Genomic DNA, 26,718 nt, shown 5'->3' on the forward strand with positions numbered 1-26,718 from the left:
GCTGAATCCTCTCTCTACTAAAAAAGGAGGTTATGTCGGTTTTTTAACTTTTATTCCTTATTTCTAACTGCTGGTAATGTAATAATCGCTTCTGTTCCTTTTCCACTCTCACTTTTATATTCCAGCGTACCATTATGTGCTTGTAAAATACTAAAAGTAACCATAAGCCCTAGACCTGTTCCTTTTTCCTTTAATGAATAATAAGGTTGTCCAAGCCTAGCTAACTGTTCTTTCGTCATTCCAACACCGCTATCTTTTACCCGCACTATAATAGCATGATCTTTTTGAATAGCAGTTACTTTTAAATACCCTTTGTTTCCTTGAATTGCTTCAATTCCATTTTTAACGATATTCATAATTGCTTGCTTTAACTTTGTCTTATCACCGATTGTGTAAAGATTCTCAGAAATTTCAACTTGTAAATAAACACCTTGCATAGCTGCAAAAGAAGACATTAAAGTCGTCATTTCTATGAGCTGCGCTGATAAGCATATATGTTCTTTTTTTTCAATTTGCGGTCTAGCTAAATTTAAGTAATCTGAAATAATTTGTTCAGCTCTATCAAGCTCAGCTAGCACAAGACGCATATAATCTTTATTCTTCATATCTTCTGTACTTTCTAATAGCTGAATAAAACCACGAACAACTGTAAGAGGATTTCGGACTTCATGCGCTACACTCGCCGCTAGCTCACTTACAATGTTCAGCTTTTCAGATTTTTGCATTTCTGTACGCAACAACGCATTTTCATTTAAATACTCTGTTAAATACACTTGAAATACCATCGTCATAACCATAATAAGAGAAGCAAATATGTATCCACTATATAAATGTGACATAATTGGTATAAAGCCTACTCTTAATAAAATCCCAAACATACTACAAGCTAAAACGACAAAAACATACAAAGATGAAATAATAAGAGCTAAAATAAGTTTTTTTCCTCTTGGAAATACAAACCACTTTTTGGATAACAATAAAGGAATAATCGCAAGACATAAAACTTCTATGATCCGAAACCACTGTAAACCATTCAAAAACCATTCGTATATAACAAAGATAGCAGCCGGGATAACCCCTGCAATCCCTCCATACAAAAAGGCACTAATAATTGGAATCGGATGAAAATTATAACCACAAACATCACCAAAGCAAATCGAGTATGTCATAGAAAGAACGAGCGTGATGCTAGATAAAAACATAATAAAATAGCGATTGGGCTTTGGAAGCATATCTTGATAGCGATTTAGGCGAATCGCTTCATATAAAAACAGTGGCAAAATAATGATAGCAACTTGGATCATTAAGTCACGGATTAGCTCCATACCCTTCCATCCTCTACATGTATTTTGATATGATTATATCATTTTATAGTCACTTTTGTTTTAAAATTTAGATTTTTCTTAACATATTTGTAAATCATTTGTGAATAAACGTTAAGAAATGTTACAACTTTCCGAAATGATTGTAAACCCTGTACCAAATTATCACAATGCAGGATACAATGAATACGGATTACAAATAAAATATAAAACGGTCCAGTAAACGGACAAATATAACAACATACAGCATATAATCCATACTATCTATGTTTACAAATAAGTGACCATTATTTTAGTAGGAGGAAGATAATTATGGCAGGAACTACGCTTGTTTTAAAAGAGGAAAATTTGGTTGTTCTCGAGAATGTGGATAAATCAGTATACGAAGAATTACAAGACAAAACTGGTGAAGAACATTGCACATGCGCTGTGAATGAATCTGTTATGTATCTTGGAAAAGTATCTTCAGTAATGTGGAATGAAGATGAAATAGATTGGGAATACGGTTATTAAAAAAGTCGCTTTAAGCGGCTTTTTTTTTCGCTACAAAGCGAAAATATTAAAAATATGATAAAATGAAATTAATTTTCAAGCGGAAGAAAGGGAGACAAGATGGAACAATTCATTAATCCTAGAGTAAAAGATATTCAAATTTCTGGTATCCGCCAATTTTCTAATATGATTCAAAACTATGATAACCTCATTTCTTTAACAATTGGACAACCAGACTTTCCAACACCTTCTTTAGTAAAAGAAGCTGCGAAACGAGCAATTACCGAAAACTACACGAGCTATACACATAACTCTGGCCTATTAGAATTACGAAAGGCTGCTTGTCATTTTCTAAAGGAGAATTATAATTTACACTATTCACCTGAAAACGAAACCATCGTTACAATCGGCGCTAGTGAAGCGATTGATGTTACGCTCCGTACTATATTAGAACCTGGTACAGAAGTTATTTTGCCAGCCCCTATTTATCCAGGATATGAGCCTATTATTAGACTATGCGGCGCAACACCTGTGTTTGTAGATGTTCGTGAAACTGGATTTCGCTTAACGGCAGCAGCAATTCAAAATGCAATTACAGATCGAACAAGATGCATCGTTTTACCTTATCCTTCTAATCCGACCGGTGTTACACTGTCGAAAGAAGAATTAACAGAGATTGCATACGTTTTAAAAGATAAAAACATTTTCGTTCTTTCTGATGAAATCTATAGTGAGCTTGTATATGAAGAACAACACACGTCCATCGCTCATTTCCCAGAGATGCGTGATAAAACCATCGTCATTAACGGTTTATCAAAATCGCATTCAATGACAGGCTGGCGCATTGGCTTTTTATTTGCTCCAAGCTATTTAGCACAGCATATTTTGAAAGTGCATCAATATAACGTGACATGCGCAACTTCAATCGCACAATACGCTGCCATCGAAGCATTAACAGCAGCAAAAGATGCACCACGAATGATGCGTCATCAATATAAAAAACGCCGTGATTATGTATACAACAGACTCCTTCAAATGGGCTTAACTGTTGAAAAACCTACTGGAGCCTTTTATTTATTCCCATACGTTGGCAACCTTGCCTCTTCATCATTTGATTTTGCCATTGACCTTGTTAAAGAAGCTGGACTCGCTGTCGTTCCTGGAACAGCATTTTCAGAGTACGGCGAAGGCTATATCCGCCTTTCATACGCCTATAGTATGGAGACATTAAAAGAGGGCTGCGATCGTTTAGAAAATTTCTTAAAACAAAAAGCTAAGAGATAACACTCTTAGCTTTTTACTCATAATGATCACAAGTTTGGCGCTTTAGTAATTTATGCGGAATAATAATACATTTCGAAGTAGACTCAGAATTTTCCACCTTATCAACTAAAGCTTTTGCAGCCTCATATCCTAATTGATAAATATTCACATCGACCGTTGTAAGCGGTGGGCTCGCAATTTCAGATAATAAAGCGTTGTTAAAGCTCACGATTGAAACGTCTTTCGGTACGATAATCCCTTTTTTAGCAAGCGCACTTAATACCCCGAGACCGATTAAATCATCTGTTGCCATAATTGCTGTTGGCGGTATTTCAAGTCCCATTAACTCTTCTACAGCCTGCTGACCACTCTCTCTTGAGAAATCAAAATGTAGAATATATTCATTTGGTAACATAATATCAGCTAGTTTTAAAGCATCACTCATTCCAGCTAAACGATCTTTTGTAACAAGTAAATCAGAGCCACCACCAATAAACGCGATTTGTTTATGTCCAAGTGAAATTAAGTACTCTGCTACTTCTCTTGCAGCTGTATAGTTATCATTATCTACATATGTAATTTCTTCTTTTCTTTCATAAGGCTTTCCGATTAAAACAAATGGGAAATTTTGCTTATTCAAATATTGAATAATACGATCATTTTCACGTGAATAAAGAAGAATGATTCCACCGATTTGACGTCCCTGTACCATCTTTACAACACCATTAAAAATCTCTTCCTCTGTTTCCCCAGTTGATATATATAGCGCGTAACCTTCGACATGTGCAAACGAGCTAATGCCTCGAATTACTTCTGGGAAAAACGGATTTTGAAATGCCTTACTCGCAGAACTTGGCATTACAAGGCCAAGTGTTTTTGTCGTTTGATTCGCAAGATTTCTTGCATTTAGATTCGGATGATACCCTAACTCACTCATTACTTTACGGACACGGCGCTTTGTTTTTTCACTTATACTTGGATTATCAGCAATTACACGAGACACAGTAGACGGTGCAACATTTGCTTTTTTCGCTACATCTTTAATAGTAACTGTCATATCATCTCCTCCTCTCTCCTCATTTTTTAGCCAAATCATATCTATTTTATCCTGTGCAGGTAATAGGAGAAAAAGAAAGCCTTCATCGCTTTATGGCATTTTGAAAAAAATTATATTAATGTAAACAGGTATTCTCCCTCTCCATGTATTGTAAGGGATACACACTTATTTTCCTATACTATAATATACTATTTTTTTCACATTTTCTCCCTTACAATGTCATATGGTTTCAAATCCTCTAAAAAAAGAGAAATGGGACATAATGTCCCATTCTCAGCCCTTCGTACCTCCAGCCGTTAAGCCAGAAATAAAATATTTTTGCAGCGATAAGAATAAAATTGAAATTGGGATTGCAATCAATACAGACCCAGCTGCAAATGTTGTAAATTCATTACCAAACTTCTTAGCTACCATTTCATATAATCCAACCGCTAACGTATAGTTTTCCGGCGTCCGCAAAATGACACTCGCTAGAATAAAATCTGTAAACGGACCGATAAAAGTAAATAACGCTACAACGGCTACAATTGGTTTTGCAAGCGGCATAATAATTTGCCAAAAAATACGGAAGTGTCCTGCTCCATCCATACGAGCCGATTCATCCAATTCTTTTGGAATTGTATCAAAATACCCTTTCATAAGCCATGTATTCATCGGAATGGCTCCACCAACATAAATTAAAATTAATGCTAAGTGTGTATCGATTAATCCTGCTAGCTGCGCTAATACATAAAGCGCAATCAAAGCTGCAAAATTCGGGATCATTTGTAAAATTAAAAACGTTAATAACCCATTCTTTCTACCAACAAATCGATATCTTGAAAAAGCGTATGCAGTGAAACTAATGGATAGTACAGAGAAAATCATCGTCAAAACACTGATTTTCAATGTGTTTTTGTACCAAAGTAAATAATTACTTTGTGAAAGATCTAATAACTCTCGGTAATGATCTAACGTTGCATTTTTCGGAATAATACTCGATCCAGATAAGCTATCTCCTGGATTAAATGATGAACCAACAATCCATAATAATGGATAGAAAATAATGACACACATTATGAAAATTACGAAATAACTTAATGAAAGACGTAACATCTTTTGTCGTTTTATATTCATTTACATCATATCCTCTTCTTGGAATGATTTTGTTCTTTTAAATTGCCATAATGCAACTGAAATAACAATTAACGATAAAATCATCGTAAGTGCTGCTGCTTTTCCATATTGCGCTGATGTCATCGTTAATTTATATATCCAGGAAATTAAAATATCCGTTCCGCCTGCATTTTGCCCTGAAACAGCAGGCCCTCCACTATTAAATAAATAAATAATACTGAAGTTATTAAAGTTAAACGTATATTGCGTGATTAAAATTGGAGCTGTTGCATATAAAACAAGCGGCAATGTAATTTTACGAAATTGTTGCCAAGCCGTTGCCCCGTCTACAGTAGCAGCTTCATAAAGCTCTCCTGGAATCGATTGCAGTATACCTGTAGTCATCGCGAAGATAAACGGGAAACCAAGCCAAGTTTGAATCATAATTAAAGCAAACTTTGCCCAAAACGGATCTGTCATCCAAGCAATTTTTTCAATTCCAAATAAAGCTAATACTTGGTTATTAATTGCGCCAAACGATTCATTAAACATACCTGCAAATACAAGAATGGATACGAACGCTGGAACTGCCCAAGGTAAAATGAAAATCGTACGGATTACTGCTTTTCCTTTAATACCTGGCTGATTCACTAAAATTGCTAAGAAAATCCCAAGAGCTACTTGAAGTGTCGTAGCAACGAATGTCCAAATCACAGTCCAAGAGAATACACTTAAGAATGTATCTCTCCACATCGGTAATGTGAAAATATCAATAAAGTTTTTAAATCCAACCCAATCTACTAATTTTGCTGGTGGAGAATGGTATAAATCATAGTTTGTAAATCCAATTAAGATAACAAACAAGATTGGAAATACTACAACAAAGATTAGTAACAAGAATCCTGGTGAAACCATTAAATATGGAAAACCTTGATCTAATAAGTTACGGTACTGTTCTTTCACAGAATTTAACGGTATACCTATATCACGTTTTTTCCCATTTTGATACGCATCATATAAATTAAATGCGTATATTCCAATACCAAATACGATAACGATAAGTGCTAAAATTCCTTCTACTAATAAAAAGATAGAGTGATCACGAGGAACCTCTGTCCCAAGCGTGAAAATCCCCCATAGTCCCATATTTAACAAGTCCGCAAATGCTACAATAAATGAACCTGTTAATACAAGAAAGATAAGAGCTTTTACATATTGTTTATTGTACATTTGACCAATACCTGGAATGATTGACAACATTGCAGCTGTTTTACGATGCTTCGAACCATTCTCTGATTGCTTTGGCTCAATAGATGTTTGCATATTTCTTCCCCCTTTTTTTCTTCCCCTAGGAAGGAGGAGAATACGTATCTCTCTTTCATAAGAGAGATACGTATTCTGTCTTATTTTTGCTTACTATGGTTTGCTTCAATGTTTCCTTTAATTTGTTTTACTGCTTCATCAAGCGCGGATTGTGGTTTCTGTTTATTTGTTACAACTAATTGAAGTGCATCCCCAGCTGGCTTCCAAACCTCTTGCATTTCTGGGATATTTGGCATTGGAATACCGTTCTCAGATTGAGTTGCAACTGCTTTTGCAGCTTCATTCTCTTTAATAATCGGATCTTCCATCACTGATTTAACAGGCGGAATTTCTTTCGTTTTTTCAAAACGGATTTTCGCATTCTCTTCGTTCGTCACCCACTCAGTAAATTTCGTTGCTAAATCATTCTTTTTAGAAAAACTTGTTACATGCCATCCTTTTACACCAACAAAAGTTTTCATCGGCTGACCATTTGGTAGTTTCGGCATTGGTGCTACTCCGTAGTCAATACCTGCTTTTTCCATTGCTTGGAATGCCCATGGACCGTTCATAATCGATGCTGCTTTCCCTTCATTGAATAACCCATCTGCAGCTGCTCCACCAGATTCACCAATAATTCCTTTTGGCAGTAACTCTTCTTTATACCATTTTTGAATATATTCAGCGCCTTGTACTGCACCGCTATTATTTAATCCAATATCACTCGCATTCGGTTGTCCATCTTTTTCACCGAATACATAACCACCCATTCCAGCCATAAATGCATTAGCAAAATAGAAGTTATCTCCTAAAGCTAAAAATCCGTACTTTCCATCTTTCGTAAAGTCTTTTGAGAAATTAAAAAGTTCATCCATTGTTTCTGGTGCTTTTGGCATTAATTTTTTATTATAAATAAAGATTGGTGTTTCAATCGCTTTTGGTAAACCGTATACTTTTCCATTATAGGTTTGTGCCTTTATTGCTAAATCTGTAAACTTATTTTTCACCTCATCATCTACTTTCACCTCTGAAAGTAGACCTTCCGTTACCGCATTACCAATATGATCATGTGGCAATGTTACAACATCCGGCCCTGTACCAGCTGGACCATCGAGACGAAGTTTTTCTACTTGTTTCGTCATCTGAACTTCTACAACTTTAACTTTTACATTATATTTTTTTTCAAAGCTCTCCACTGCTGGTTCTAGCCCAACAGCCTTTTTCTCATCTTCCCAAACTAGAAGATCATAATCCTTCTTCTTTTCGCTAGCTTCCTTCTTACCTGAATCTTTCGGGCCACACGCTGATAACATCCCAATCGTTAAAGCTGAAACTGTTAATAATGATAATGCTTTCTTCTTCACTCTCAAAACCTCCCTAAATTATATATGTACTTTTTTACAAAATGAAAACGTTTGCACTTACTAGTTTAATAGAAGCGCAAACGATCTTCCAATCTATGAAAACGTTTGCGCTATTTGTCTATCATTATACATTCTTTTATTTGTTTTGCAAATATTTTCTTTCTATATTTCAAAAAAATGATGAAATGATTCTGTTTATCCATTGACTTTGCATAAAATGAATACTACCCTTATAAACAACATTACAGTTATCCTAGAAGCAATCGTTTGCAATAAGATATTGTTTGTAGAGATATTCAAGGGGGATTTTCTATATGTTTAAAGAATCAATATACCATAGACCTAAAGATAATTATGCATACGCTTACAATGAAAAAACACTCCACATTCGATTACGTACCAAAAAAAATGACGTGGATATCGTCTCACTCATTCATGGAGACCCTTATGAATGGCAAGATGGAAAATGGATCACAGCAAATATGCCAATGACAAAAAGCGGATCAACAGATTTATTTGACTATTGGTCTGTTTCAATCGAACCAAAATTTAAGCGCTTACGATATGGTTTTGAGCTAAAAAATCATACAGAAACAATCATTTATACAGAACGTGGCTATTTCCACGAAACACCTAATGATGATGTTGGCAACTTTTTTTGCTTCCCATTTACTCATGAACAAGATGTTTTTAAAGCACCTTCATGGATAAAAGATACAGTCTGGTATCAAATTTTCCCAGAACGATTTGCGAATGGAGACCCCGCATGCAATCCCGTACATACACTTCCGTGGGAAAGTACTGATCCTACAGCTACTAATTTTTTCGGTGGAGATTTTGCAGGAGTTATCGAACACCTCGATTACCTAGTAGAACTCGGTATTACTGGCATTTACTTTACACCTATCTTTAAGGCACACTCTAATCATAAGTACGACACGATTGATTATATGGAAATTGATCCACAGTTTGGAACAAAGGAAACGTTCCGAAAGCTTGTTAATATGTGCCACGAACGCGGTATAAAAATAATGTTAGATGCTGTTTTTAATCATAGCGGATACTTTTTTGATAAATTTCAAGATGTACTCGAAAAAGGCGACCAGTCATTATATAAAGAGTGGTTTCATATTCATAGCTTTCCGATCATAACAGAACCACTTCCAAATTATGATACTTTTGCCTTTACGCCATATATGCCAAAATTAAATACAGCACATCCCGATGTAAAGGAATATTTACTCGAAGTAGGACGTTACTGGGTGCGAGAGTTTCACATCGATGGCTGGCGACTGGACGTAGCAAATGAAGTTGATCATAGATTTTGGAGGGAATTCCGTAGGGAAATTAAAAATATTAACCCTGAAGTTTATATTTTAGGCGAGATTTGGCATGATGCTTTGCCATGGTTACAGGGCGATCAATTCGATGCCGTTATGAGCTACCCTGTTACAAATGCCCTCCATTCTTACTTTGCAAACGAAACAATCGGTGCGAGTGAATTTATGGAACAAATCGCAGCATCTCTTCATTCTTACTCCATGAACGTAAACGAAGCTGCTTTTCATCTATTAGACAGTCATGATACACCGAGAATTTTAACAACCTGTAATGGTAATAAAGATAAAATGAAATTACTATATATATTCCATCTCTCTTTCATCGGCTCTCCATGTATTTATTATGGTGATGAAATCGGCATGGACGGTGGAATGGATCCAGATTGCCGAAAATGTATGGTCTGGGATGAAAATAAGCAGGATAAAAGATTATTTAAGCACATCCAAACATTAATTTCATTACGGAAACAGTATAAAGCATTGGGTGGACACGGAACATTTCAATGTATTGAAGCAAACGATGAACAGGGCTACATTTCCTATACGAAAACATATGAAAAAGAAACAATTTTCATTGTTTTAAATCCAACAAACAATGAAATATCAACTCCTATACCATTTGATGTCTCTAGTAAAAAAATCGTCAACTTATATACAAATGAAGAATTTTCAGCCGAAGCAAACTCATTACAGGTTACACTTCCACCATATGGATTTACCATTTTAAAATGGTAAAGTTAAAAGCCTTGTGTCAGAAGCGACACAAGGCTTTTAATTATTTTAATTTATCCCGCTATTTGCGGACAGTAAGACTCCCACCTCAAAATTTGGTGAAAGCAAAGAAGTTACGTGGGAGATCAACTGTCCGTAAAAGCCCGATTGGTGAGGGCTGAAAATCAGTGGGGGATGAAGAAAACCCCCACTGATTAAAGTTTCACTTTATATACTCGCGTTTCATAAGGCTGCAGGGCAATACTTTCAATCACTTCATCTTGCACATTGTAATTGTGTATTAATAACTCTATATCTCCATACATTATTTCTTCTGGCAGTTCAAATACACTCTCATCACTAGTAAAGTTCGCGATAACAAGTAATTTCTCATCTCTCCATGTTCTTACATAAGCAAAAATAGAAGGATGTTCTTCTAAAATTAAGTCATATGTTCCATACACAATCATTTCATGCTTTTTACGAAGTTCAATCAACTTCTTATAGTAATAAAAAATTGATTCCTGATCTTGAAGTGCTTGCTCTACATTTATTTCTTTATAGTTAGGGTTTAAGCCTATCCACGGTTCACCAGCTGTAAATCCAGCATGCTCATTTGCATTCCACTGCATTGGTGTTCTAGCGTTATCTCGACCTTTTATATAAATCGATTGCATGACTTTTTCTTCATCTTCACCAAGCTCTATAACTTTTTCACGGTACATATTCAATGTTTCGATATCCCGGTACTCATCTATTGAATCAAAGTGAACGTTGGTCATTCCAATCTCTTCCCCTTGGTAAATATAAGGAGTCCCTTTCATCATATGAAGTACTGTGGCTAACATTTTCGCTGATTCTATGCGATATGTTGTATCATCGCCAAAACGAGAAACAACACGAGGCTGGTCATGGTTGTTCCAATATAAACTATTCCATCCTGTTTGTTCTAACGCTTTTTGCCATTTTGTTAAATTCTGCTTTAATGTAACGAGCGAGCATGGTTTTACATCCCATTTCCCTCCCTCTCCAGAATCTAAATCCATATGTTCAAACTGAAATACCATCTGTAATTCCTGACGATCTTCGGCAGTATACAACCTCGCTTCCTCAGTTGTTACACCAGGCATTTCGCCAACTGTCATAATATCATATTTAGATAATACTTTTTGATTCATTTCATGTAAGTACGTATGAATATTCGGGCCATTCATAAAATATTGATGTCCGGATACATAGCCTTCTTCTTTCGTCTCAACAGACGGTAATCCCTCTGTTTTAGAAATAAAGTTAATTACATCCATACGGAAACCATCTATACCTTTTTCAAGCCAAAACTCCATCATCTCATAAACATCTTTTCGCACTACTTCATTCTCCCAATTTAAATCAGGTTGTTTCTTAGAGAATAAGTGTAAATAATATTCATCTGTCGCTTCATCATACTGCCAAGCTGATCCACTAAAAGCCGCTCCCCAATTATTTGGCTCTTTTCCATCTTTCGCAGGACGCCAAATATAGTAATCTCGATATAGATTATCTTTTGACTTACGAGATTCAACAAACCAGTTATGTTCATCCGAAGTATGGTTCACAACTAAATCCATCATTAATTTCATATTACGTTTATGCATTTCACTTAATAGTTTGTCCCAATCTTCCATTGTCCCAAACTCATCCATAATCTTTCGATAATTACTAATATCGTATCCATTATCATCATTTGGAGATTCGTAGACTGGTGATAACCAAATCACATCAATCCCCAAGTTTTGTAAATAATCCAACTTTGAAATGATTCCCCTAAGATCACCAATTCCATCACTATTACTATCCATAAAACTACGTGGATAAATTTGATATACAACACTTTCTTTCCACCATTGTTTGTTCATCATGCTACCCCATTTCATTATTTAATTGCAAAATCAGGCGCAAACGTTTTCATTAGTGAATGATAACAGATTTTAATAGAAAATAAAATAGCACTTCTATTTTTTATCTTAATTTAGTTGATTCACATAGAGAATAGACTTTATTCATTAAATGTTTCACCTAATCTTTGAAAACGTTTTATTTTTTTATTTATTTTTTAAATACATTCGTTTATAATGAACTCAAAGAAAACGTTTGCATAATTTTTTCTAGGAGGAAAACTCATGGCAGAACTCAAATTAGAACATATTTATAAAATTTATGATAATAACGTAACAGCAGTAACAGACTTCAATTTACACATTCAAGATAAAGAATTTATCGTTTTCGTTGGTCCATCTGGATGCGGGAAATCGACAACATTACGAATGGTAGCTGGGCTCGAAGATATTTCAAAAGGAGAATTCTCTATTGATGGTAAAGTAATGAATGATGTTCCTCCGAAAGATCGTGATATCGCAATGGTCTTTCAAAACTATGCACTCTATCCACATATGAGCGTTTACGACAATATGGCATTTGGCTTAAAACTTCGGAAAATCCCAAAAGACGAAATTGATCGTCGTGTACAAGACGCAGCGCAAATATTAGGACTTACGGAATATTTAAATCGTAAACCAAAAGCATTATCCGGCGGACAACGTCAACGTGTTGCATTAGGTCGTGCGATTGTCCGTGACGCGAAAGTCTTCTTAATGGACGAGCCGTTATCCAATCTAGATGCAAAATTACGTGTAGCAATGCGCTCTGAAATTTCTAAACTACATCAACGACTTGGGACAACAACAATTTATGTAACACATGACCAAACGGAAGCAATGACAATGGCTTCACGTCTTGTCGTTATGAAAGATGGGAAAATTCAACAAATTGGTTCACCAAAAGAAGTATATGAAACACCAGAAAATGTTTTCGTTGGTGGATTTATTGGCTCTCCTGCCATGAACTTTTTCCACGGTACACTAACAGAAGATTGCTTTGTAATAGATAACAAAGTAAAAATTAAAGTATCTGAAGGAAAAATGAAATTACTACGTGATCAAGGCTATTTAAATCAAGAAATTATCTTAGGAATACGCCCAGAAGATATCCATGATGAACTTCTGTTTTTAGAAGCTTCACACGACACGACATTTACAACTAAAATTGAAGTTGCAGAATTACTAGGTGCAGAATCTATTTTATATATGAAACTTGGTAATCAAGATTTTGCAGCACGTGTTGATGCAAGACATACTTTTGCACATGGCGATCAAATTAAGCTTGCATTTGATATCAATAAAGCACATTTCTTTGATAAAAAAACCGAAAAGCGCATTCGCTAAAATCGTACTTTTCTTTATATCATGCAAATACAAAAAAACCGTCCATATATGTATTGTGGGCGGTTTTTTACTATTATACGAGGGTTTCTACTGCATGAAATGAGTTTTCTCTTGCATTAACAATACCAAAAATAGGTAAATCAGTTAACATTACTTCTTCTTGATGCTCCATAAAAGTTGATGTCAATTGCTTTATTTCAATCCAAACATCATTAATACAAAGTGCATTGGAATCGTTCTCTTGTTGACCTAAAAAAATAGAATCTATTTTATATAAGCCAGCATTATTAAAAAGTACATCAATACGATTATAAGCAGCAATCGCTACTTCAATGACATGTTGCCAATCACCTTGTTTCGCCATATCATGGGTAACAAAAAAAGCTTCTCCACCTGAATCTGCAATTTCTTCCACTGTTGCTTGGCCATTCTCTTCATTAATATCCGTCACAATTACTTTGGCACCTTGTCCTGCCAACAAAAGAGCTGTACTACGTCCAATACCGATGCCACCACCAGTTACAACGGCAACTTTTCCTGCAAGCTTCATCGTCATTACCCCTTCTGTAAGTCTTACCGTCATTCAGTATACTCCTTTCGCCTGTAGCTCTGCAAGCAGGAAAAGTCCGCACCACCTTTTGTAAGCGATTACTTATTTGTTTTCTCTTTTTTCTTATTATTATATTGATCAAAAGCTAGACCGATAAAAATAAGGATCCCCCAAAAAATCAAACTACTTCCTGCTATTTCGATCTCCCCCTTGTTATACAACATATTTTCTTTTATTATATCATTTTCTTAATTTTCAATCTAATTAAATTAGGACGCTTTACATATAAATACCCTCCGTTTTGAATAGCATATCGCCTTTCAAAACGGAGGGTATACAATATAACTCTTTATCATTCTATTATTCTTTAGACAAGACTCATCACTTTCGTTTTCACAATCAAATCATGAAAACCACAATTATCTTGACGGAACAACATCATATATACATTACAAATAGTGGGAATTCCTAGTAACATTATGTTCGGTAATAACAATACAAAGAATCGTACTATTAGTGTCTGTATTGTTAACTTTTCACTTGCTAATGATATCAGTCTTGTCCTTGTTATTTTTTTACCGATAGTACAACCGTCCCATACGAACGGAACAAGAATAAAATATATAGCCATTAATATAAAAACAAGCGTAAAATCATATCGATAATCACCTAAGCTTATATTAAAACGATTGAAAATGGCTCCATAATTTCCAGTTACAATTGCTACAACCGCACCGTACATAACTGAGATGAAAAACATGTCAATAATGGAGGCACCTATGCGATTCATTGCCATAGCTGGACGATGCATCTTTAACTTCATTTTATGTCGACTCCTTTGTATCCTTCTTTGCCTGCTTCATCGTACCATTTCTAAAAACCATTGTAAATAACTCATATGTTGGCGTTTCTTTTCCTTTTCTTGTACAATATGTTTACAATAAGCATTTTAAGGAGGGACTCATATTGAAGCGATTGATGACCATAATTTCCATTATACTCTTGACTGGTTGCACGGTAAATTCTAATCATTCAGCTTACACCATCAATGATGAATATGAACTAATAAAAACTTCCGGAAATGCATTTGAGCTTTTTCCAAAACAAGACGCTGTGTATGCTACACAGTATGTCCCAGCTAAAATTGTAGAAATTGCTTGGGATGATCTATATATTATCGCAAAACAAATTGAAGATAAATCTAACCCAAATAACCCGGAATCTAGTATTACAAATAAACAAAACGAACAATATTGGATTATTGATATGAACAACAATCGTCGTTTTGGTCCCTATAATGAAAAGCAATTTCAAGAACAAAAGGAAGCATTCCGAATCTCTCAACAATTACAAAATATCGAAGTTTATTTAAGTAAGCAAAGCAAACAGTCAACAAATACCTAAATTCACCTGTCTATTTCAAAATCAAAGCTCTTTCAGTCCATCTGTCGATTATGATAACTGAGATGATCCCCTTTTATCGTGATAACAGTACCGCATTTTTTACAAATTTCAACCTCTGTGATTGTTTGTGCAAATGAAGTAAGATCATTTTTTGGATCCGGTGCTATCGTTGCTTTTTCTATCTCTTTACTACCACATTCATAACAGCTTTTTCCCATTTCTCTCTCCCCTTTGCACTTAATTCCGCTATTTGCGGACCAGAATACTCCTACCTCAAAATTCAGCAGAAGCGAGATAGCTAGGTGGGAGATACACTGTCCGTAAAAGCCCGATTAATAAAGACTTATCATCACTAGGGGGCGAATCCCCCATTAATTAAAGTTACACACTATAATACATTCGATTTGATTTGACAAATTCCCTGTTCATTTTCTACGTGTTTCACTTTATTATATAAAAAACATCTCACTTAGACAGTGAGATGTTAAACGTTTGTGGTTCTAAAACAGTTTCATTTGTATCACCCGTTGCAAGAACATCAGTTGTAAATGCGATTTGAGAAACTTCTTCTTCATCCCCAAGTATTAATCCAACTATCCCTTCTCTTATCTCGCCTGGTTTATACTCTTCTCTTGTCGCACTTTTTGTGCCTACAAACGTATCCTCGTCATATAAGAAGTTTTGTTTTGGGACATTAAAATGCTGCGTTTCATTAATTGTAACATTATTCAAAGAGAAAAATTGCATATCTTTATCTCCAATATTTTCTACCTTATATGTAATTTCCACATAACGTATTTTATCTTTAATATCTTTTCCACTTAATGAAGCATACAACTCAGCATCTTCTCGATTAACTTTATCCCCGAGTCTGTGCTGCACTTCTTCAGGAGTCAATGCTGTATATACTTTCAATGTATCTTTCGCCTCTTGGCTCATTTCTGATAATTCAATAACCTTTACATCTTGCATATGTATTTTCATTGGGGCTACTTCAAACGTTTGATTCACATGTTTTATTTGCTCTAATTTAAACGTTCCCCACCCTTTTTCTTTTACAGCCTGTCCAACTTTCTTTAATTCCTTCCCACCATATTCAGCCGTCTCTGGAATTACTTCTTTCTTCTTAGCTTCCTTTTTTTCTTCCTTCTGGAAGCAACCACTTAATATAATGAAAAAACTACATAAAATACAAATACTTTTCCATATCTTCATCTTCTTATTACTCCTAACACTCTCATTCATAATCCATTACATGATTCCCTTATTTGATCTACTATTGAAACAATGAATATACCACATATCATACTTGTAAGTCCGGATACTATTATACTCCCTATTAAACACTAACATCAAACCATTCTTTTTAGATGGGCGAGATCATCCAGCCATGCATAGAAGCGGTCAGTTCCTTTTTTCGCACCACGCTGTGTGAGAGCAAAAGGAGGAAATAAGTGGATAGCTGCTCTTATTTTCATAACCGCAGCTAATATGTCCAAAAATCAAAATAAATTTATATAGAATATAATCTATCATAACGATATCGGTTCTTTCTATGCAATACTTATTTTGACATTGGAATATCTATACTTTAAATGCTATAATCAAAATGTAATTTTTAGGAAATTGATGTATTGTAATTTTGCCACTCATACTTGTGTGTTTCCTTATTCTATTCTTTTTTCTATGGAAGCACTAAAAACATAGTTACATATATCCCAAGTATGATAGGCTTTATTGCCACAGTATTCATTTTCACTCTCAAAAACAATAAATATGGGCGGGAAGGATTAAATTTTGAAATTCTACAATTTATTATCCTCCTCGCCAGTTTCCTAACCCTTTTATTTGCAACTATATTAGAAACGAAATCATCAATGAATTGAGGTTTATATATTGAATGAACATACATCCTTTCTAAAAAGTGTCTCCTTACAAAAAGAACAGATCCCTAGCTTTTCCGAATATCCATATTGTTTACCTGCGATTCGAACATTACAATCACTCCATTTGCATCCTAATGTAACATTTCTTGTTGGAGAAAATGGTACTGGTAAATCCACATTATTAGAAGCAGTTGCTGTCGCTTTAGGATTTAACGCTGAAGGTGGTACAAAAAATTTCCGATTCACTACTTATGATTCACATTCTTCTTTGTACAAATATATTCGAATTACTAAAGGTCTCACTACCCCAAAAGATGGATTCTTTTTGCGTGCAGAATCATTTTATAATCTAGCTTCTTATATTGATGAAATTGACTCTGAACCATTAGGTGGAGGGAAAATTATCGATTCGTATGGTGGCATATCCCTGCATAACCAATCCCATGGTGAGTCATTTTTTTCTTTATTTATGAACCGCTTTTCAGGACAAGGTTTATATGTTTTAGACGAGCCTGAGGCTGCTTTATCTCCAATGAGGCAACTTTCTATGCTCATTCGGATGCATGAATTAGTAGAACAGGGATCACAATTCATTATCGCAACGCATTCTCCTATTTTGATGGCATATCCAGAGTCCAATATATACTCTTTAACACAAGAAGGAATCTATGAATCAAATCTAGAAGAGACCGAACATTATCAAACAACGAAACTCTTTTTTGAAAATCGTGATCGATTATTTCATCACTTATTTCAATCATGAATTTCCAATTCATAAAAAAAGAAGCAGCGATTGCTGCTTCTTTTTACAACGCTTCTACAAATAACGCTACTCCAATGCCACCACCGACACAAAGAGATGCGATACCTTTTTCTAAACCTCTTCTTCTTAATTCATGAATTAAACTTACTGTAATGCGTGCCCCTGTGCAACCAATTGGATGTCCAAGACCAACGCCACTTCCGTTTACATTTACTTTCTCACGGTTTAATCCAAGTTCTTTCTCAACCGCTAAATATTGGGCTGCAAAAGCTTCATTAATTTCTAATAAATCAGCATCCTCTAATGACCAATTTACTTTCTCTAATCCCTTACGAATTGCTGGTGCTGGACCGATTCCCATAATCTTTGGATCTACTCCAGCTACAGAATAGCCGACAATTCTAGCTAACGGTTGTAAACCTTTTTCTTTAGCCTTTTCTTCACTCATTAATACTAAAACCGCACTTCCATCATTAAGACCAGATGCATTCCCTGCAGTTACGGATCCACCTTTACGGAATGCTGGCTTGAGTCCAGCCAATTTCTCAGCTGTAATATCTGCACGCGGGTGTTCATCCTTTGAAAATACTATTTCTTTTCTACGTTCTTTTATTGTAATAGGAACAATTTGCTCATCAAAATAACCTGATTCAATTGCTTGGAGCGCTAATTGATGGCTACGCAGCGCAACTTCATCTTGTTCCTCTCTTGTAATTTCATATTGTTCAACTAAATTTTCAGCTGTTTCTCCCATCATAATATGATGGATTGGATCTTCTAAAACTTCCCACACCGTATCACGAATTTCTCCATGTTGAAGACGCTGTCCCCATCGGTGCTGTTTTAATGCATAAGGGCTTGAGCTCATCGCTTCTACTCCACCTGCAATAACAACATCACTTACACCTAGCTGAATTTGCATTGCTGCTGACATAATCGCTTGCATACCTGAAGAACATTGACGCTGGATTGTATAACCTGTAACTGTTTCCGGGAATCCTGCTGCTAATGCAGCTGTTCGCGCTGTATTTGCTTCGTCTGTTCTTTGAATACAGTGTCCTAAAATGACTTCATCCACTTCATGAGGGTCTACTCCACCTCTTTTTACAGCTTCTTGAAGTACAGGAACAGCTAATTCTACTGGCGTTACATTTTTTAACGCTCCTCCAAAAGTTCCAATCGGCGAACGAACTGCAGCTGTAATGACAACATTATGCATCTTGCACTTGCCCCTCTCTTATGTACCCTAGTAAGTTTTTGGATGGAATAGCATAAGATGTATATCTGTATTTATCATACTACAAACATACTAAAAAATCAAAATATTTAATATAATAAAAATAGAAGGAATTCACCTTCTATTCTGTTAATGCATATAGAAATTTCCGCAAGATTTTCTCTGTTGTTTTATTTAAATTCGGTAACTTTTCAACAGGAAAATACTTGAGATCCAACCCTTCCTCATCAAGTTCTATTTCTCCACTCACGTGATACGCTTGATACAGATGGATTACATTATAAATTTCATCCCCATTTGGATAGCGATAATATACATCTTGGCCAGAAAGAACCCCAAGAAACTGCAACGTCTTCGCTTCTAATCCCGTTTCTTCAAAAAGCTCTCGCCGAGCCGTTTCTTCTGTTGTTTCCCCTAATTCCATTGCACCACCTGGTACACCCCAATCATATGTATCCGAACGGTATTGAAGTAATACCTCTTGTTTTTCATTTAAAATAATTACTGCTGATCCTACAAGAATTAACGGCCTTGTACCGACTGATTTTCGTAACTCCTCAATATACCCCATTATAACTCTCTCCTTTCCTCACCCTTCCTTATCATAGCAAAATTCTTTCTTTTTTGTGCGCCGAAAAAAAATATTCCTACTAACAAAAAAGGGAGCAAATGCTCCCTTTTCCATACTTTTATTTTCGAAAGCTTTCATATTTAACTGCTTCAAATGCCTTTTCAATCTCGTCGTTTCGATAATGAACATATGTAAAACGCCCTAATTCTACTAATCGAGCAATTTCCTGTAGTGCTTTTTGCTTTTCATATGTCTCTTCGATTGTTACGTGTACATAAAATTTTATAAGTGGATGTTCATATAAAGCTTCTCCAGATTCCACATACACTCTCTCTACCCCTTGAACCACTCTTACATAACTTGCAAACTGATAAACAGCTTCCCGATCTGATACAATTTTTAATGTGTACATACATTCTCCCCCCTTTTCTTTTACTATATCAGAATGAACCACATATAATGTAATTAAACTATGAATATTTTCTGACTCCTTCTATTCATTCTAATATTCATATTAACCATTCACTTGTGCCTTCTCAGTTAAAAACAGAACGATTCGTAAAAGCAAATTATAATCAGTCCCATCAAAATACACCTAATTATAAGAAGTCTATCCATACACACCCGTACCCTTTCACATAGTATATGAATAAACTATTTTCCATTTGAGGTGTTTCTAATGGATCCGTATGTAAATATATGTATTTGCATTGCCCCAGGCTCCAATATTACAAACGATCGCATCGCCAAAGACTTAGCAGTTGCTGAATCAATATGGCACCCCATTTCATTTCAAATTAAAGATGTCATTACCCTAAATGAATCATTTACATTCCATGATGGTGAGATTAGCTATATGGATTCTGTCCATAACCAACCTAAAGTTTCTTCCTTTTTTAACACCTGTTCATCCGAAGTTCCCGATTGCGATATTTATATTTGTTATATCGGAAGTAATTATTTTAAAGAACAATCGGTGATTGCATGTGCCTATTCATTTGCTATAAACCAAATCCTTACAGGTTATATTATTCTTACTAACGCTGCTTCTCCTATGAAAAACATATATACACTCGCCCATGAAATCGGTCATATTTTATTTACAAGGCGTATCGGAGGAAAACTTACACATGCCGATCCTCACTCACTAACTGGATCTGAACACCATCCTTCCCCAACAAATCTCATGTATCCAATTGTCCCTCGCCCAGATCAAGTACACATTGAGTCGTTATTAACTAAAGAACAGCGAGCATTATCTTTACAGAGTTCTTTATTAAATAAAAAAAAACAGTAGCTACGGACGCTACTGTTTCAAATCATTCATTCTGGCTGTAAGGATTGTATTGTATCATGGAACAAATTGTCTTCTACCTTTTTTCAACTACTAATTTATCCGCACAGCCTTTTTCTATTCTATCAAAAACACTCTATTATCAATCCCATTTCGTTACTCAATCTATATATTCGAAGTATCCGTTCTTTTCAAATCTATTTTCATCAATATAATTAAACTTCCATATAGAAAGAGCGGTTCCAGTGCTCCGAAATTCGTATCTTTAATTGCTGTACATTCAAACACGAACATAATGGTAAATAATACACCTACTTGAAGTAAGCCCATCCAGCTTGCTAAACGCAGATTGATAATAGCCACTACACATAGTAATAATCCCCCTAATAGATAACTTTGCACTGGTGATAAATAAAAGAGCGGTGGTCCATACCATTTATTTAGTAACATAACGAAAACAATCAACGCAATTGGTAAAAGTGATATACATATATATATAATAGAGAATTCCTTTAATTTACTTGTTATAAATGCAGATTTACGAAAAGCAATGATGCCCATAGGAATACTAACAGCCAATACTATTGGATAACCGATTAAACTGATTAACGATATAGATACAGGCTCATTCACTCCATGAAACAAAAGATCTGGAACAGACCAATACGCAAGAACTCCAATGATAAAGAAAGTGAATAGATTCATGTTTTCTTTTTTATCAAGCTCCATTTCTTTTGCTAATTCTTCAGCATATACCTCTGGTGAATCTCCAAAAATATCTGCAACTGTTTTCCCTTCCTTTTCTCCTTCTATTAAGTGAAGTTTTGCATCTTCTATAAAAGAATCAATATCTTCCTTTTTTATTCCCTTCGTTACTAAATATACTGTTGTATCATCTAGAAATTTCTGTGCTTCCTTTGAAAACATTATTTTCCTCCTTTTATTTCTATATCAACCGTTATTTTTCTTTTCTTCCCTTTTACTTGACCACTTAATAAGCATATACAAGCTACCAAATTTATCTAGCTGCCTCTCTTTTATTCGCCTTCATAATAAATTCAATCGTAATAAGAATAAATAGACTGCCATACAAACAGACAATTTGAAATAACATTGGAATTAAATCCTCTGATGTAAATGTTTTAAAGACGAGCAAAATAGCGAGCGGAACCACTAAATATAAAACTTTATACCATCCTTCAAAGTACACATTTATAATTACTGTTGCGATGAAGATTGTGCCTGCTATCATATAACTTTGCAACTGAGTTAATGCAATCATTGGTGTAGGATAGATGATATCTAATATAATTACTGCCCCTAATAAAACCACCGGAACTGCCATCAATAACACTTGGACAAACAATTGTTTTGAAAAATGTAATCGAAAAGCCATTTTACGGAAAGCAAGATTGGGTACTATAAGCGCAATCATTAATGCCATTCCATAACCAATACATTGAACGACTGAAAACTGTAATTGTCCACTATCACTTACAACTAAGATAGAGGCAATAATCCAAAACGCAACAATATTCATCACTGTATATCCGATTTGTTTCCAGCTCTCCCTGCGATCTTTTTCCATTACTTTAACAAGTTCATTTGCATATTCTTTTGGCGAACTTCCAAAAATATCTGCTACACTTTTCCCGTCCGTTTCACCCTCGATTAAATGTAACTTTGCATCTTCTAAAAAGCTCTCAACATCACTTTCTTTTACACCCTTTGCCGTTAAAAACAGGCTCATATCTAATAAGAATTTTCTCGCTTCGGTAGATAGCATCATCGTCGTCTCCCCTTTCCTTCTAGCAAACGCTCTACACTACTTTGCATCGCTTCCCAGCGTCCCATAAACTCATCTAACGCATCTTCACCTTTTTCTGTTAATGTATAATATTTTCGTTTTGGACCAGATGGAGATTCCTTCATTGTACTTACTATCAGCCCTTCCTTTTGCATCCGTATTAATAACGGATAAATACTTCCTTCACTTGCCATAGTGAAACCATACTTAGCTAGCTTTTCACTCATTTCGTATCCATATATTTCTCCTTCAGAAATAATTGCAAGAAGACAACCTTCTAAAATCCCTTTCAGCATTTGACTTGTCGACATAATTCAAATCCTCCCTCTATCTTGTTTTACAAGATAGATAAGCATAAGTATCTTGCTTTACAAAATAGTATAGCAAAAGCTATTTTGCAAAGCAAGATAGCTCAGCGTATTTTTTCCAAATCTTTGCAGGATTTTCATTACATTCCCTCTAAATAGAGCAATAAGGCAAATTTTATATAAAGGAGTGCTCTCATCATGGTTTCAAATCGTGTCGTCTTTTTAACAGGTGCTGCAAGTGGAATTGGTTATGAAATGGGAACTGCTTTTGCGAAAGAAGGAGCAAAAGTGGTAATTAGTGATCGCCTTGAAGATCGTGCAAAAGAAGCTTCTGAACAGTTACGCAAGGAAGGATATGAAGCAATCGGCCTAAGATGTGATGTTACATCTGAGCAAGAAATATCCGAAGCTATTTCTGAAACTGTTACTCAATTCGGTTCTCTGGATGTGTTAATAAATAATGCTGGTATGCAACACGTTTCACCTATTGAAGAATTTCCAACCGACAAGTTTGAACTTCTTATTAAAATTATGCAAATCGCACCTTTTATCGCAATAAAACATGCTTTTCCAATTATGAAAAAGCAACAGTATGGACGCATTATTAATGTCGCCTCTATTAATGGACTTGTTGGGTTTGCCGGAAAGGCTGCATATAATAGCGCGAAACACGGTGTAATTGGTTTAACGAAAGTTGCTGCGTTAGAGGGAGCTACACATGGTATTACGGTAAATGCTCTCTGCCCAGGATATGTGGACACACCACTCGTCCGAAATCAACTTCAAGATTTAGCAACAACAAGAAATGTTCCACTAGAGCGTGTATTAGAAGATGTTATTTACCCACTCGTACCACAAAAACGATTGCTAGCTGTAGAGGAAATTGCTAATTATGCTTTATTTTTAGCAAGTGAGAAAACAAAGGGTATAACTGGTCAGGCCGTTGTCATTGATGGAGGTTATACAGCGCAGTAACTCTTCTTAATTATGAAAAAGGCTTATGCTCTAGAGCGATAAGCCTCTTTCTTCACTTCGTTTCATGCGGAGCTTCATATCTTGTGATTTGCTGTGGTAATTTCTCAATCGCAACAATTACACCATCTAATTTACTTTCAATGCGATGCAGTAAGTATAGTGTTACAACGATTGGGAACCCAACATTACCAATCATAGATATCCATTCCTCCATCTATTCCCCCTCCTTTCTTTTAAATAAATAAGCAAAAGAAAGGGAATTAGGCAATAAAAAAGCTACTATATATTATATTTTCAACATATAAGCCACAGTTATGAAAACAAAAGAAGTTCTCCACTTATTTCCTCCTGATGTTTTCATATGGCATGAGGCTAAAAAGAGAACTGACTTTATGCCGGTCTTTCAATGCGTATTTGTTGAGTTTGCGTTCTCGAATAACGAAGCAATCTCTACTGCATAATCCCCTTGTAGAATTCCCTTTTCAGTAATAATTCCCGTAATAAGATCATGAGGCGTTACATCAAATGCAGGATTATAAACACCGACGCCCTCTGGAGCAATTTGTTTTCCAAAAACCTTTGTAACCTCAGATTCATCACGTTCTTCAATCACAATTTCAGCCCCTGTTTTCTTCGTAATATCAAATGTAGAAAGTGGAGCAGCAACGTAGAAAGGAATCTGAAAATATTTTGCTAGTATAGCTAAATTCAAGGTCCCTATTTTGTTTGCTGTATCACCGTTTGCAACAATTCGATCTGCTCCTACAATAATAGCATCGATATTTTTTGTTCGAATCGCATGGGCCGCCATATTATCTGTAATAAGCGTCACATCAACACCCGCTTGTTGTAATTCCCATGTAGTAAGGCGTGCTCCTTGCAAAACAGGTCTTGTTTCACATGCATAAGCATATAAGTTCACCCCACGCTCTTTCCCGATATAAAATGGAGCTAACGCTGTTCCATAACGAGCAGTAGCAATGCTTCCAGCATTACAAATCGTTAAAATGTAATCACCGTCTTTAAATCTAGTTAAAGCATGCTCTCCAATGCTGCGGCACACATTTTCATCTTCTTGCTGAATTTTCAGTGCTTCCTCTTCTAATATTTTTCTTGCTTCCTTAATTGTTGTTACTTGCTTGATAGAAGCAGCCATACGATCAATTGCCCAAAATAAATTAACAGCTGTTGGACGTGAAGTTGCTAAATAATTACAATCTCTTTTAAATTGTTTTTCAAAGTCAGCGATATTTATAACACTATATTTTTTGGCTGCAAGTACTAGACCAAAAGCTGCGGTGATACCAATTGCAGGCGCCCCTCGCACCTCTAACATAACAATACTTTTCCATACATCTTCAATACTAGTTAACGTTTTATATTCAACAACATGCGGCAATCTTGTTTGATTTAATACTGCAAGAGAATCTCCTTTCCAGCTTATAGAACGTGGAACAACAACTGTTGTACTCAAGCTTTCACTCCTCCTCCAACGATATGTTGAAATAATGTTTGAAACAATCGAGCATCCGCACCTTTCGTTTCATGTAACAATAGTTCTCTACCTAAATATAATGCATGTTTTTTAGCTTGAATTCTTCGATTCTCATCCTGAATTCCATCTAGATCTGCTACATGTGCCAATCCAATTGTGCGGCGAATCATTTCACAACCTGCAAATCCAAGTGCATCAGCAAAAATATTTTGTAGTACAATTGCGAGCCATTGTTTCTCCTTTGTATATGGTTCGACCCCTTCTAGCACCCACAATTTTGTAAATACTTCTACAAAATTACTCCATGTTTTTTCAATATGATAGAATAAAACATTTCGTTTCTCGCCTTCTCTGGATAGTGCATTTAACAATAAATTTGCAATAAATTGACCAAGATCAAATCCCATTGGTCCAAACGTTGCAAATTCTGGATCAATCACCTTCGTTTCAGAAGGTGATGCAAAAATACTACCTGTATGTAAATCACCATGAATTAATGCTTCTTTTCTCGTTAAAAATTTATATTTATACTGCGCTACTTGTAACTTTAATTTTTTATCACACCAAAGCTCATCTAAAACAGGTTGCAAGTCTTTCTCATAATCGTTTGTTTCATAGTTTCCAAATGGATTTGTAAATACGAGATCTTCTGTAATTTTACAAAGATCAGGATTGATAAATTTTCCATCTAGCACCCTCTTATCTTCTGCCAATAATCCAAAATCTGAAGTATAAAAAAGAACATGCGCTAAAAAGCGTCCAATATGATGAGATAAAAGTGGATAATCTTCTCCCTCAATCAATCCTTTACGAGTAATTGTAAGAGCTGATAAATCTTCCATTACTGTCACAGCTAATTCTTCATCATGACCATATACTTTCGGAACATATTCTGGTACATATTTTGCAAAAATTTGTAAAGCTTGACTTTCAATTGTGGCTCTTCTTAACGAAAGTGGCCAGCTTTCCCCAACGACTTTTGCATATGGAAGAGCTTGCTTTACAATGATACTACGTTCTTCATCCTGGAGACGGAATACGTAATTCAAATTCCCATCTCCTATTTCATGACAAGTTATCTTTGCTTTTTCTCCAAAATATCCATTCTCTTTTGCATATTGAACTGCTGTTTCTTCTGTTAATGAACAATATCCCATTTTCTTATCCCCCTTTTTTAATCCAGAGGCTTTTCATCATAAGAAAAACCTCTTTCCATGAAGAA

General features: G+C 35.4%; 28 protein-coding genes. 8 read left to right on the forward strand and 20 right to left on the reverse strand.

Annotated features, from left to right (window positions below; translation table 11 throughout):
• Nucleotides 1–50: 50 nt before the first annotated feature.
• Nucleotides 51–1,325, reverse strand: coding sequence for a sensor histidine kinase (locus tag CN373_RS04815; RefSeq protein ID WP_000420397.1), 1,275 nt, complete (start codon nucleotides 1,323–1,325; stop codon nucleotides 51–53).
• 309 nt (nucleotides 1,326–1,634) lie between these two features.
• Here CN373_RS04815 and CN373_RS04820 point away from each other — a divergent pair, with 309 nt between their 5' ends.
• Nucleotides 1,635–1,835, forward strand: a complete 201-nt coding sequence (locus CN373_RS04820) for a hypothetical protein (RefSeq protein WP_000929274.1) — start codon at nucleotides 1,635–1,637, stop codon at nucleotides 1,833–1,835.
• Between the two features lie 99 nt (nucleotides 1,836–1,934).
• Nucleotides 1,935–3,098, forward strand: coding sequence for an aminotransferase A (locus CN373_RS04825; RefSeq protein ID WP_000434597.1), 1,164 nt, complete (start codon nucleotides 1,935–1,937; stop codon nucleotides 3,096–3,098).
• 13 nt (nucleotides 3,099–3,111) lie between these two features.
• Here CN373_RS04825 and malR read toward each other — a convergent pair whose 3' ends face one another.
• The 4 genes from malR to CN373_RS04845 all read right to left on the reverse strand — a co-directional run bounded on the left by malR (nucleotide 3,112) and on the right by CN373_RS04845 (nucleotide 7,844).
• Nucleotides 3,112–4,134, reverse strand: a complete 1,023-nt coding sequence (gene malR / locus CN373_RS04830) for a maltose operon transcriptional repressor MalR (protein ID WP_000219028.1) — start codon at nucleotides 4,132–4,134, stop codon at nucleotides 3,112–3,114.
• A 273-nt stretch (nucleotides 4,135–4,407) separates the two neighbouring features.
• Nucleotides 4,408–5,250, reverse strand: a complete 843-nt coding sequence (malD, locus tag CN373_RS04835; protein ID WP_001022593.1) for a maltosaccharide ABC transporter permease MalD — start codon at nucleotides 5,248–5,250, stop codon at nucleotides 4,408–4,410.
• A complete protein-coding gene (locus CN373_RS04840) occupies nucleotides 5,251–6,552 on the reverse strand; it encodes a carbohydrate ABC transporter permease (protein ID WP_001194959.1) in 1,302 nt (433 codons plus the stop codon).
• Nucleotides 6,553–6,632: 80 nt separating this feature from the next.
• The gene (locus CN373_RS04845) at nucleotides 6,633–7,844 is read right to left on the reverse strand and encodes an extracellular solute-binding protein (RefSeq protein WP_098358960.1); all 1,212 of its coding nucleotides are present in this window, start codon (nucleotides 7,842–7,844) and stop codon (nucleotides 6,633–6,635) included.
• Nucleotides 7,845–8,209: 365 nt separating this feature from the next.
• Between CN373_RS04845 and CN373_RS04850 the strand changes: the two genes are divergently transcribed.
• Entirely contained in the window at nucleotides 8,210–9,970 is a 1,761-nt protein-coding gene (locus tag CN373_RS04850; protein WP_098358891.1) for an alpha-glycosidase, read from the forward strand.
• Nucleotides 9,971–10,161: 191 nt separating this feature from the next.
• On the opposite strand, the gene CN373_RS04855 is transcribed toward CN373_RS04850, so the two are convergent.
• On the reverse strand, nucleotides 10,162–11,859 hold the full coding sequence (locus tag CN373_RS04855) for a glycoside hydrolase family 13 protein (RefSeq protein WP_002057604.1): 1,698 nt from the start codon (nucleotides 11,857–11,859) through the stop codon (nucleotides 10,162–10,164).
• Between the two features lie 246 nt (nucleotides 11,860–12,105).
• On the opposite strand from CN373_RS04855, the gene CN373_RS04860 reads away from it, so the two are divergent.
• A complete protein-coding gene (locus tag CN373_RS04860; protein WP_000818920.1) occupies nucleotides 12,106–13,206 on the forward strand; it encodes an ABC transporter ATP-binding protein in 1,101 nt (366 codons plus the stop codon).
• Between the two features lie 73 nt (nucleotides 13,207–13,279).
• Here the strand turns inward: CN373_RS04860 and CN373_RS04865 are convergent, their stop codons facing one another.
• From CN373_RS04865 to CN373_RS04875, 3 genes are all read right to left on the reverse strand, one after another.
• Nucleotides 13,280–13,789, reverse strand: coding sequence for an SDR family NAD(P)-dependent oxidoreductase (locus CN373_RS04865; RefSeq protein WP_000218429.1), 510 nt, complete (start codon nucleotides 13,787–13,789; stop codon nucleotides 13,280–13,282).
• Between the two features lie 65 nt (nucleotides 13,790–13,854).
• Nucleotides 13,855–13,953 carry a flagellar motor protein gene (locus CN373_RS26110; protein WP_079999746.1) on the reverse strand — a complete coding sequence of 33 codons (99 nt, stop codon included), beginning with the start codon at nucleotides 13,951–13,953 and terminating at the stop codon, nucleotides 13,855–13,857.
• A gap of 170 nt (nucleotides 13,954–14,123) precedes the next feature.
• Nucleotides 14,124–14,579, reverse strand: a complete 456-nt coding sequence (locus tag CN373_RS04875; RefSeq protein WP_000769099.1) for an RDD family protein — start codon at nucleotides 14,577–14,579, stop codon at nucleotides 14,124–14,126.
• Between the two features lie 143 nt (nucleotides 14,580–14,722).
• On the opposite strand from CN373_RS04875, the gene CN373_RS04880 reads away from it, so the two are divergent.
• Entirely contained in the window at nucleotides 14,723–15,160 is a 438-nt protein-coding gene (locus CN373_RS04880; RefSeq protein WP_000826289.1) for a DUF3997 domain-containing protein, read from the forward strand.
• 32 nt (nucleotides 15,161–15,192) lie between these two features.
• Here CN373_RS04880 and CN373_RS04885 read toward each other — a convergent pair whose 3' ends face one another.
• Both CN373_RS04885 and CN373_RS04890 read right to left on the reverse strand, forming a co-directional pair.
• Nucleotides 15,193–15,378 carry a hypothetical protein gene (locus CN373_RS04885; RefSeq protein WP_000520197.1) on the reverse strand — a complete coding sequence of 62 codons (186 nt, stop codon included), beginning with the start codon at nucleotides 15,376–15,378 and terminating at the stop codon, nucleotides 15,193–15,195.
• Nucleotides 15,379–15,625: 247 nt separating this feature from the next.
• Nucleotides 15,626–16,375, reverse strand: coding sequence for a hypothetical protein (locus CN373_RS04890; protein ID WP_000708187.1), 750 nt, complete (start codon nucleotides 16,373–16,375; stop codon nucleotides 15,626–15,628).
• Between the two features lie 681 nt (nucleotides 16,376–17,056).
• On the opposite strand from CN373_RS04890, the gene CN373_RS04900 reads away from it, so the two are divergent.
• Nucleotides 17,057–17,809, forward strand: a complete 753-nt coding sequence (locus CN373_RS04900) for an AAA family ATPase (RefSeq protein WP_001002143.1) — start codon at nucleotides 17,057–17,059, stop codon at nucleotides 17,807–17,809.
• 43 nt (nucleotides 17,810–17,852) lie between these two features.
• Here CN373_RS04900 and CN373_RS04905 read toward each other — a convergent pair whose 3' ends face one another.
• The 3 genes from CN373_RS04905 to CN373_RS04915 all read right to left on the reverse strand — a co-directional run bounded on the left by CN373_RS04905 (nucleotide 17,853) and on the right by CN373_RS04915 (nucleotide 20,029).
• On the reverse strand, nucleotides 17,853–19,028 hold the full coding sequence (locus CN373_RS04905; RefSeq protein ID WP_000552064.1) for an acetyl-CoA C-acetyltransferase: 1,176 nt from the start codon (nucleotides 19,026–19,028) through the stop codon (nucleotides 17,853–17,855).
• A 139-nt stretch (nucleotides 19,029–19,167) separates the two neighbouring features.
• Nucleotides 19,168–19,617, reverse strand: a complete 450-nt coding sequence (locus CN373_RS04910) for an NUDIX hydrolase (protein ID WP_002057593.1) — start codon at nucleotides 19,615–19,617, stop codon at nucleotides 19,168–19,170.
• A gap of 118 nt (nucleotides 19,618–19,735) precedes the next feature.
• Nucleotides 19,736–20,029: a DUF3928 family protein gene (locus CN373_RS04915; protein ID WP_098358893.1), complete on the reverse strand. Its 294-nt coding sequence runs from the start codon at nucleotides 20,027–20,029 to the stop codon at nucleotides 19,736–19,738.
• Between the two features lie 267 nt (nucleotides 20,030–20,296).
• Between CN373_RS04915 and CN373_RS04920 the strand changes: the two genes are divergently transcribed.
• Complete coding sequence (locus tag CN373_RS04920) at nucleotides 20,297–20,914, forward strand: ImmA/IrrE family metallo-endopeptidase (protein ID WP_000371599.1); 618 nt, start codon at nucleotides 20,297–20,299, stop codon at nucleotides 20,912–20,914.
• A gap of 162 nt (nucleotides 20,915–21,076) precedes the next feature.
• On the opposite strand, the gene CN373_RS04925 is transcribed toward CN373_RS04920, so the two are convergent.
• The 3 genes from CN373_RS04925 to CN373_RS04935 all read right to left on the reverse strand — a co-directional run bounded on the left by CN373_RS04925 (nucleotide 21,077) and on the right by CN373_RS04935 (nucleotide 23,029).
• Nucleotides 21,077–21,838: a DUF1129 domain-containing protein gene (locus CN373_RS04925; protein WP_098358894.1), complete on the reverse strand. Its 762-nt coding sequence runs from the start codon at nucleotides 21,836–21,838 to the stop codon at nucleotides 21,077–21,079.
• Between the two features lie 91 nt (nucleotides 21,839–21,929).
• Nucleotides 21,930–22,697, reverse strand: a complete 768-nt coding sequence (locus CN373_RS04930) for a DUF1129 domain-containing protein (RefSeq protein ID WP_002057590.1) — start codon at nucleotides 22,695–22,697, stop codon at nucleotides 21,930–21,932.
• Nucleotides 22,697–23,029 (reverse strand): PadR family transcriptional regulator, encoded by a 333-nt coding sequence (locus tag CN373_RS04935; protein ID WP_000107995.1) that lies wholly within the window; start codon nucleotides 23,027–23,029, stop codon nucleotides 22,697–22,699. Before CN373_RS04935 ends, CN373_RS04930 begins: the two co-directional genes overlap by 1 nt.
• A gap of 195 nt (nucleotides 23,030–23,224) precedes the next feature.
• On the opposite strand from CN373_RS04935, the gene CN373_RS04940 reads away from it, so the two are divergent.
• A complete protein-coding gene (locus CN373_RS04940; protein WP_098358895.1) occupies nucleotides 23,225–24,001 on the forward strand; it encodes a 3-hydroxybutyrate dehydrogenase in 777 nt (258 codons plus the stop codon).
• Nucleotides 24,002–24,053: 52 nt separating this feature from the next.
• Here CN373_RS04940 and CN373_RS04945 read toward each other — a convergent pair whose 3' ends face one another.
• The 3 genes from CN373_RS04945 to mtnK all read right to left on the reverse strand — a co-directional run bounded on the left by CN373_RS04945 (nucleotide 24,054) and on the right by mtnK (nucleotide 26,653).
• On the reverse strand, nucleotides 24,054–24,215 hold the full coding sequence (locus tag CN373_RS04945) for a YvrJ family protein (RefSeq protein ID WP_000393347.1): 162 nt from the start codon (nucleotides 24,213–24,215) through the stop codon (nucleotides 24,054–24,056).
• 189 nt (nucleotides 24,216–24,404) lie between these two features.
• Nucleotides 24,405–25,475: an S-methyl-5-thioribose-1-phosphate isomerase gene (gene mtnA / locus CN373_RS04950; RefSeq protein ID WP_098358896.1), complete on the reverse strand. Its 1,071-nt coding sequence runs from the start codon at nucleotides 25,473–25,475 to the stop codon at nucleotides 24,405–24,407.
• Entirely contained in the window at nucleotides 25,472–26,653 is a 1,182-nt protein-coding gene (gene mtnK, locus CN373_RS04955; protein WP_098358897.1) for an S-methyl-5-thioribose kinase, read from the reverse strand. Before mtnK ends, mtnA begins: the two co-directional genes overlap by 4 nt.
• Nucleotides 26,654–26,718 lie beyond the last annotated feature (65 nt).

Origin of the sequence: Bacillus cereus (assembly GCF_002561295.1) — a bacterium.
GTDB lineage: Bacteria > Bacillota > Bacilli > Bacillales > Bacillaceae_G > Bacillus_A > Bacillus_A cereus_S.

Bases quoted from the DNA above. Each gene is read 5' to 3' on its own strand.
- CN373_RS04850 (WP_098358891.1), top strand. From the start codon at position 8,210: ATGTTTAAAGAATCAATATACCATAGACCTAAAGATAATTATGCATAC.
- malR (WP_000219028.1), bottom strand. From the start codon at position 4,134: ATGACAGTTACTATTAAAGATGTAGCGAAAAAAGCAAATGTTGCACCG.
- CN373_RS04860 (WP_000818920.1), top strand. From the start codon at position 12,106: ATGGCAGAACTCAAATTAGAACATATTTATAAAATTTATGATAATAAC.
- CN373_RS04865 (WP_000218429.1), bottom strand. From the start codon at position 13,789: ATGACGGTAAGACTTACAGAAGGGGTAATGACGATGAAGCTTGCAGGA.
- CN373_RS04815 (WP_000420397.1), bottom strand. From the start codon at position 1,325: ATGGAGCTAATCCGTGACTTAATGATCCAAGTTGCTATCATTATTTTG.
- CN373_RS04940 (WP_098358895.1), top strand. From the start codon at position 23,225: ATGGTTTCAAATCGTGTCGTCTTTTTAACAGGTGCTGCAAGTGGAATT.
- CN373_RS04820 (WP_000929274.1), top strand. From the start codon at position 1,635: ATGGCAGGAACTACGCTTGTTTTAAAAGAGGAAAATTTGGTTGTTCTC.
- CN373_RS04855 (WP_002057604.1), bottom strand. From the start codon at position 11,859: ATGAAATGGGGTAGCATGATGAACAAACAATGGTGGAAAGAAAGTGTT.
- CN373_RS04930 (WP_002057590.1), bottom strand. From the start codon at position 22,697: ATGCTATCTACCGAAGCGAGAAAATTCTTATTAGATATGAGCCTGTTT.
- CN373_RS04875 (WP_000769099.1), bottom strand. From the start codon at position 14,579: ATGAAGTTAAAGATGCATCGTCCAGCTATGGCAATGAATCGCATAGGT.
- CN373_RS04925 (WP_098358894.1), bottom strand. From the start codon at position 21,838: ATGTTTTCAAAGGAAGCACAGAAATTTCTAGATGATACAACAGTATAT.
- CN373_RS04845 (WP_098358960.1), bottom strand. From the start codon at position 7,844: ATGTTATCAGCGTGTGGCCCGAAAGATTCAGGTAAGAAGGAAGCTAGC.
- CN373_RS04840 (WP_001194959.1), bottom strand. From the start codon at position 6,552: ATGCAAACATCTATTGAGCCAAAGCAATCAGAGAATGGTTCGAAGCAT.
- CN373_RS04905 (WP_000552064.1), bottom strand. From the start codon at position 19,028: ATGCATAATGTTGTCATTACAGCTGCAGTTCGTTCGCCGATTGGAACT.
- mtnK (WP_098358897.1), bottom strand. From the start codon at position 26,653: ATGGGATATTGTTCATTAACAGAAGAAACAGCAGTTCAATATGCAAAA.
- CN373_RS04920 (WP_000371599.1), top strand. From the start codon at position 20,297: ATGGATCCGTATGTAAATATATGTATTTGCATTGCCCCAGGCTCCAAT.
- CN373_RS04890 (WP_000708187.1), bottom strand. From the start codon at position 16,375: ATGAAGATATGGAAAAGTATTTGTATTTTATGTAGTTTTTTCATTATA.
- CN373_RS04885 (WP_000520197.1), bottom strand. From the start codon at position 15,378: ATGGGAAAAAGCTGTTATGAATGTGGTAGTAAAGAGATAGAAAAAGCA.
- CN373_RS04915 (WP_098358893.1), bottom strand. From the start codon at position 20,029: ATGTACACATTAAAAATTGTATCAGATCGGGAAGCTGTTTATCAGTTT.
- CN373_RS04945 (WP_000393347.1), bottom strand. From the start codon at position 24,215: ATGGAGGAATGGATATCTATGATTGGTAATGTTGGGTTCCCAATCGTT.
- malD (WP_001022593.1), bottom strand. From the start codon at position 5,250: ATGAATATAAAACGACAAAAGATGTTACGTCTTTCATTAAGTTATTTC.
- CN373_RS04935 (WP_000107995.1), bottom strand. From the start codon at position 23,029: ATGTCGACAAGTCAAATGCTGAAAGGGATTTTAGAAGGTTGTCTTCTT.
- CN373_RS04825 (WP_000434597.1), top strand. From the start codon at position 1,935: ATGGAACAATTCATTAATCCTAGAGTAAAAGATATTCAAATTTCTGGT.
- CN373_RS04910 (WP_002057593.1), bottom strand. From the start codon at position 19,617: ATGGGGTATATTGAGGAGTTACGAAAATCAGTCGGTACAAGGCCGTTA.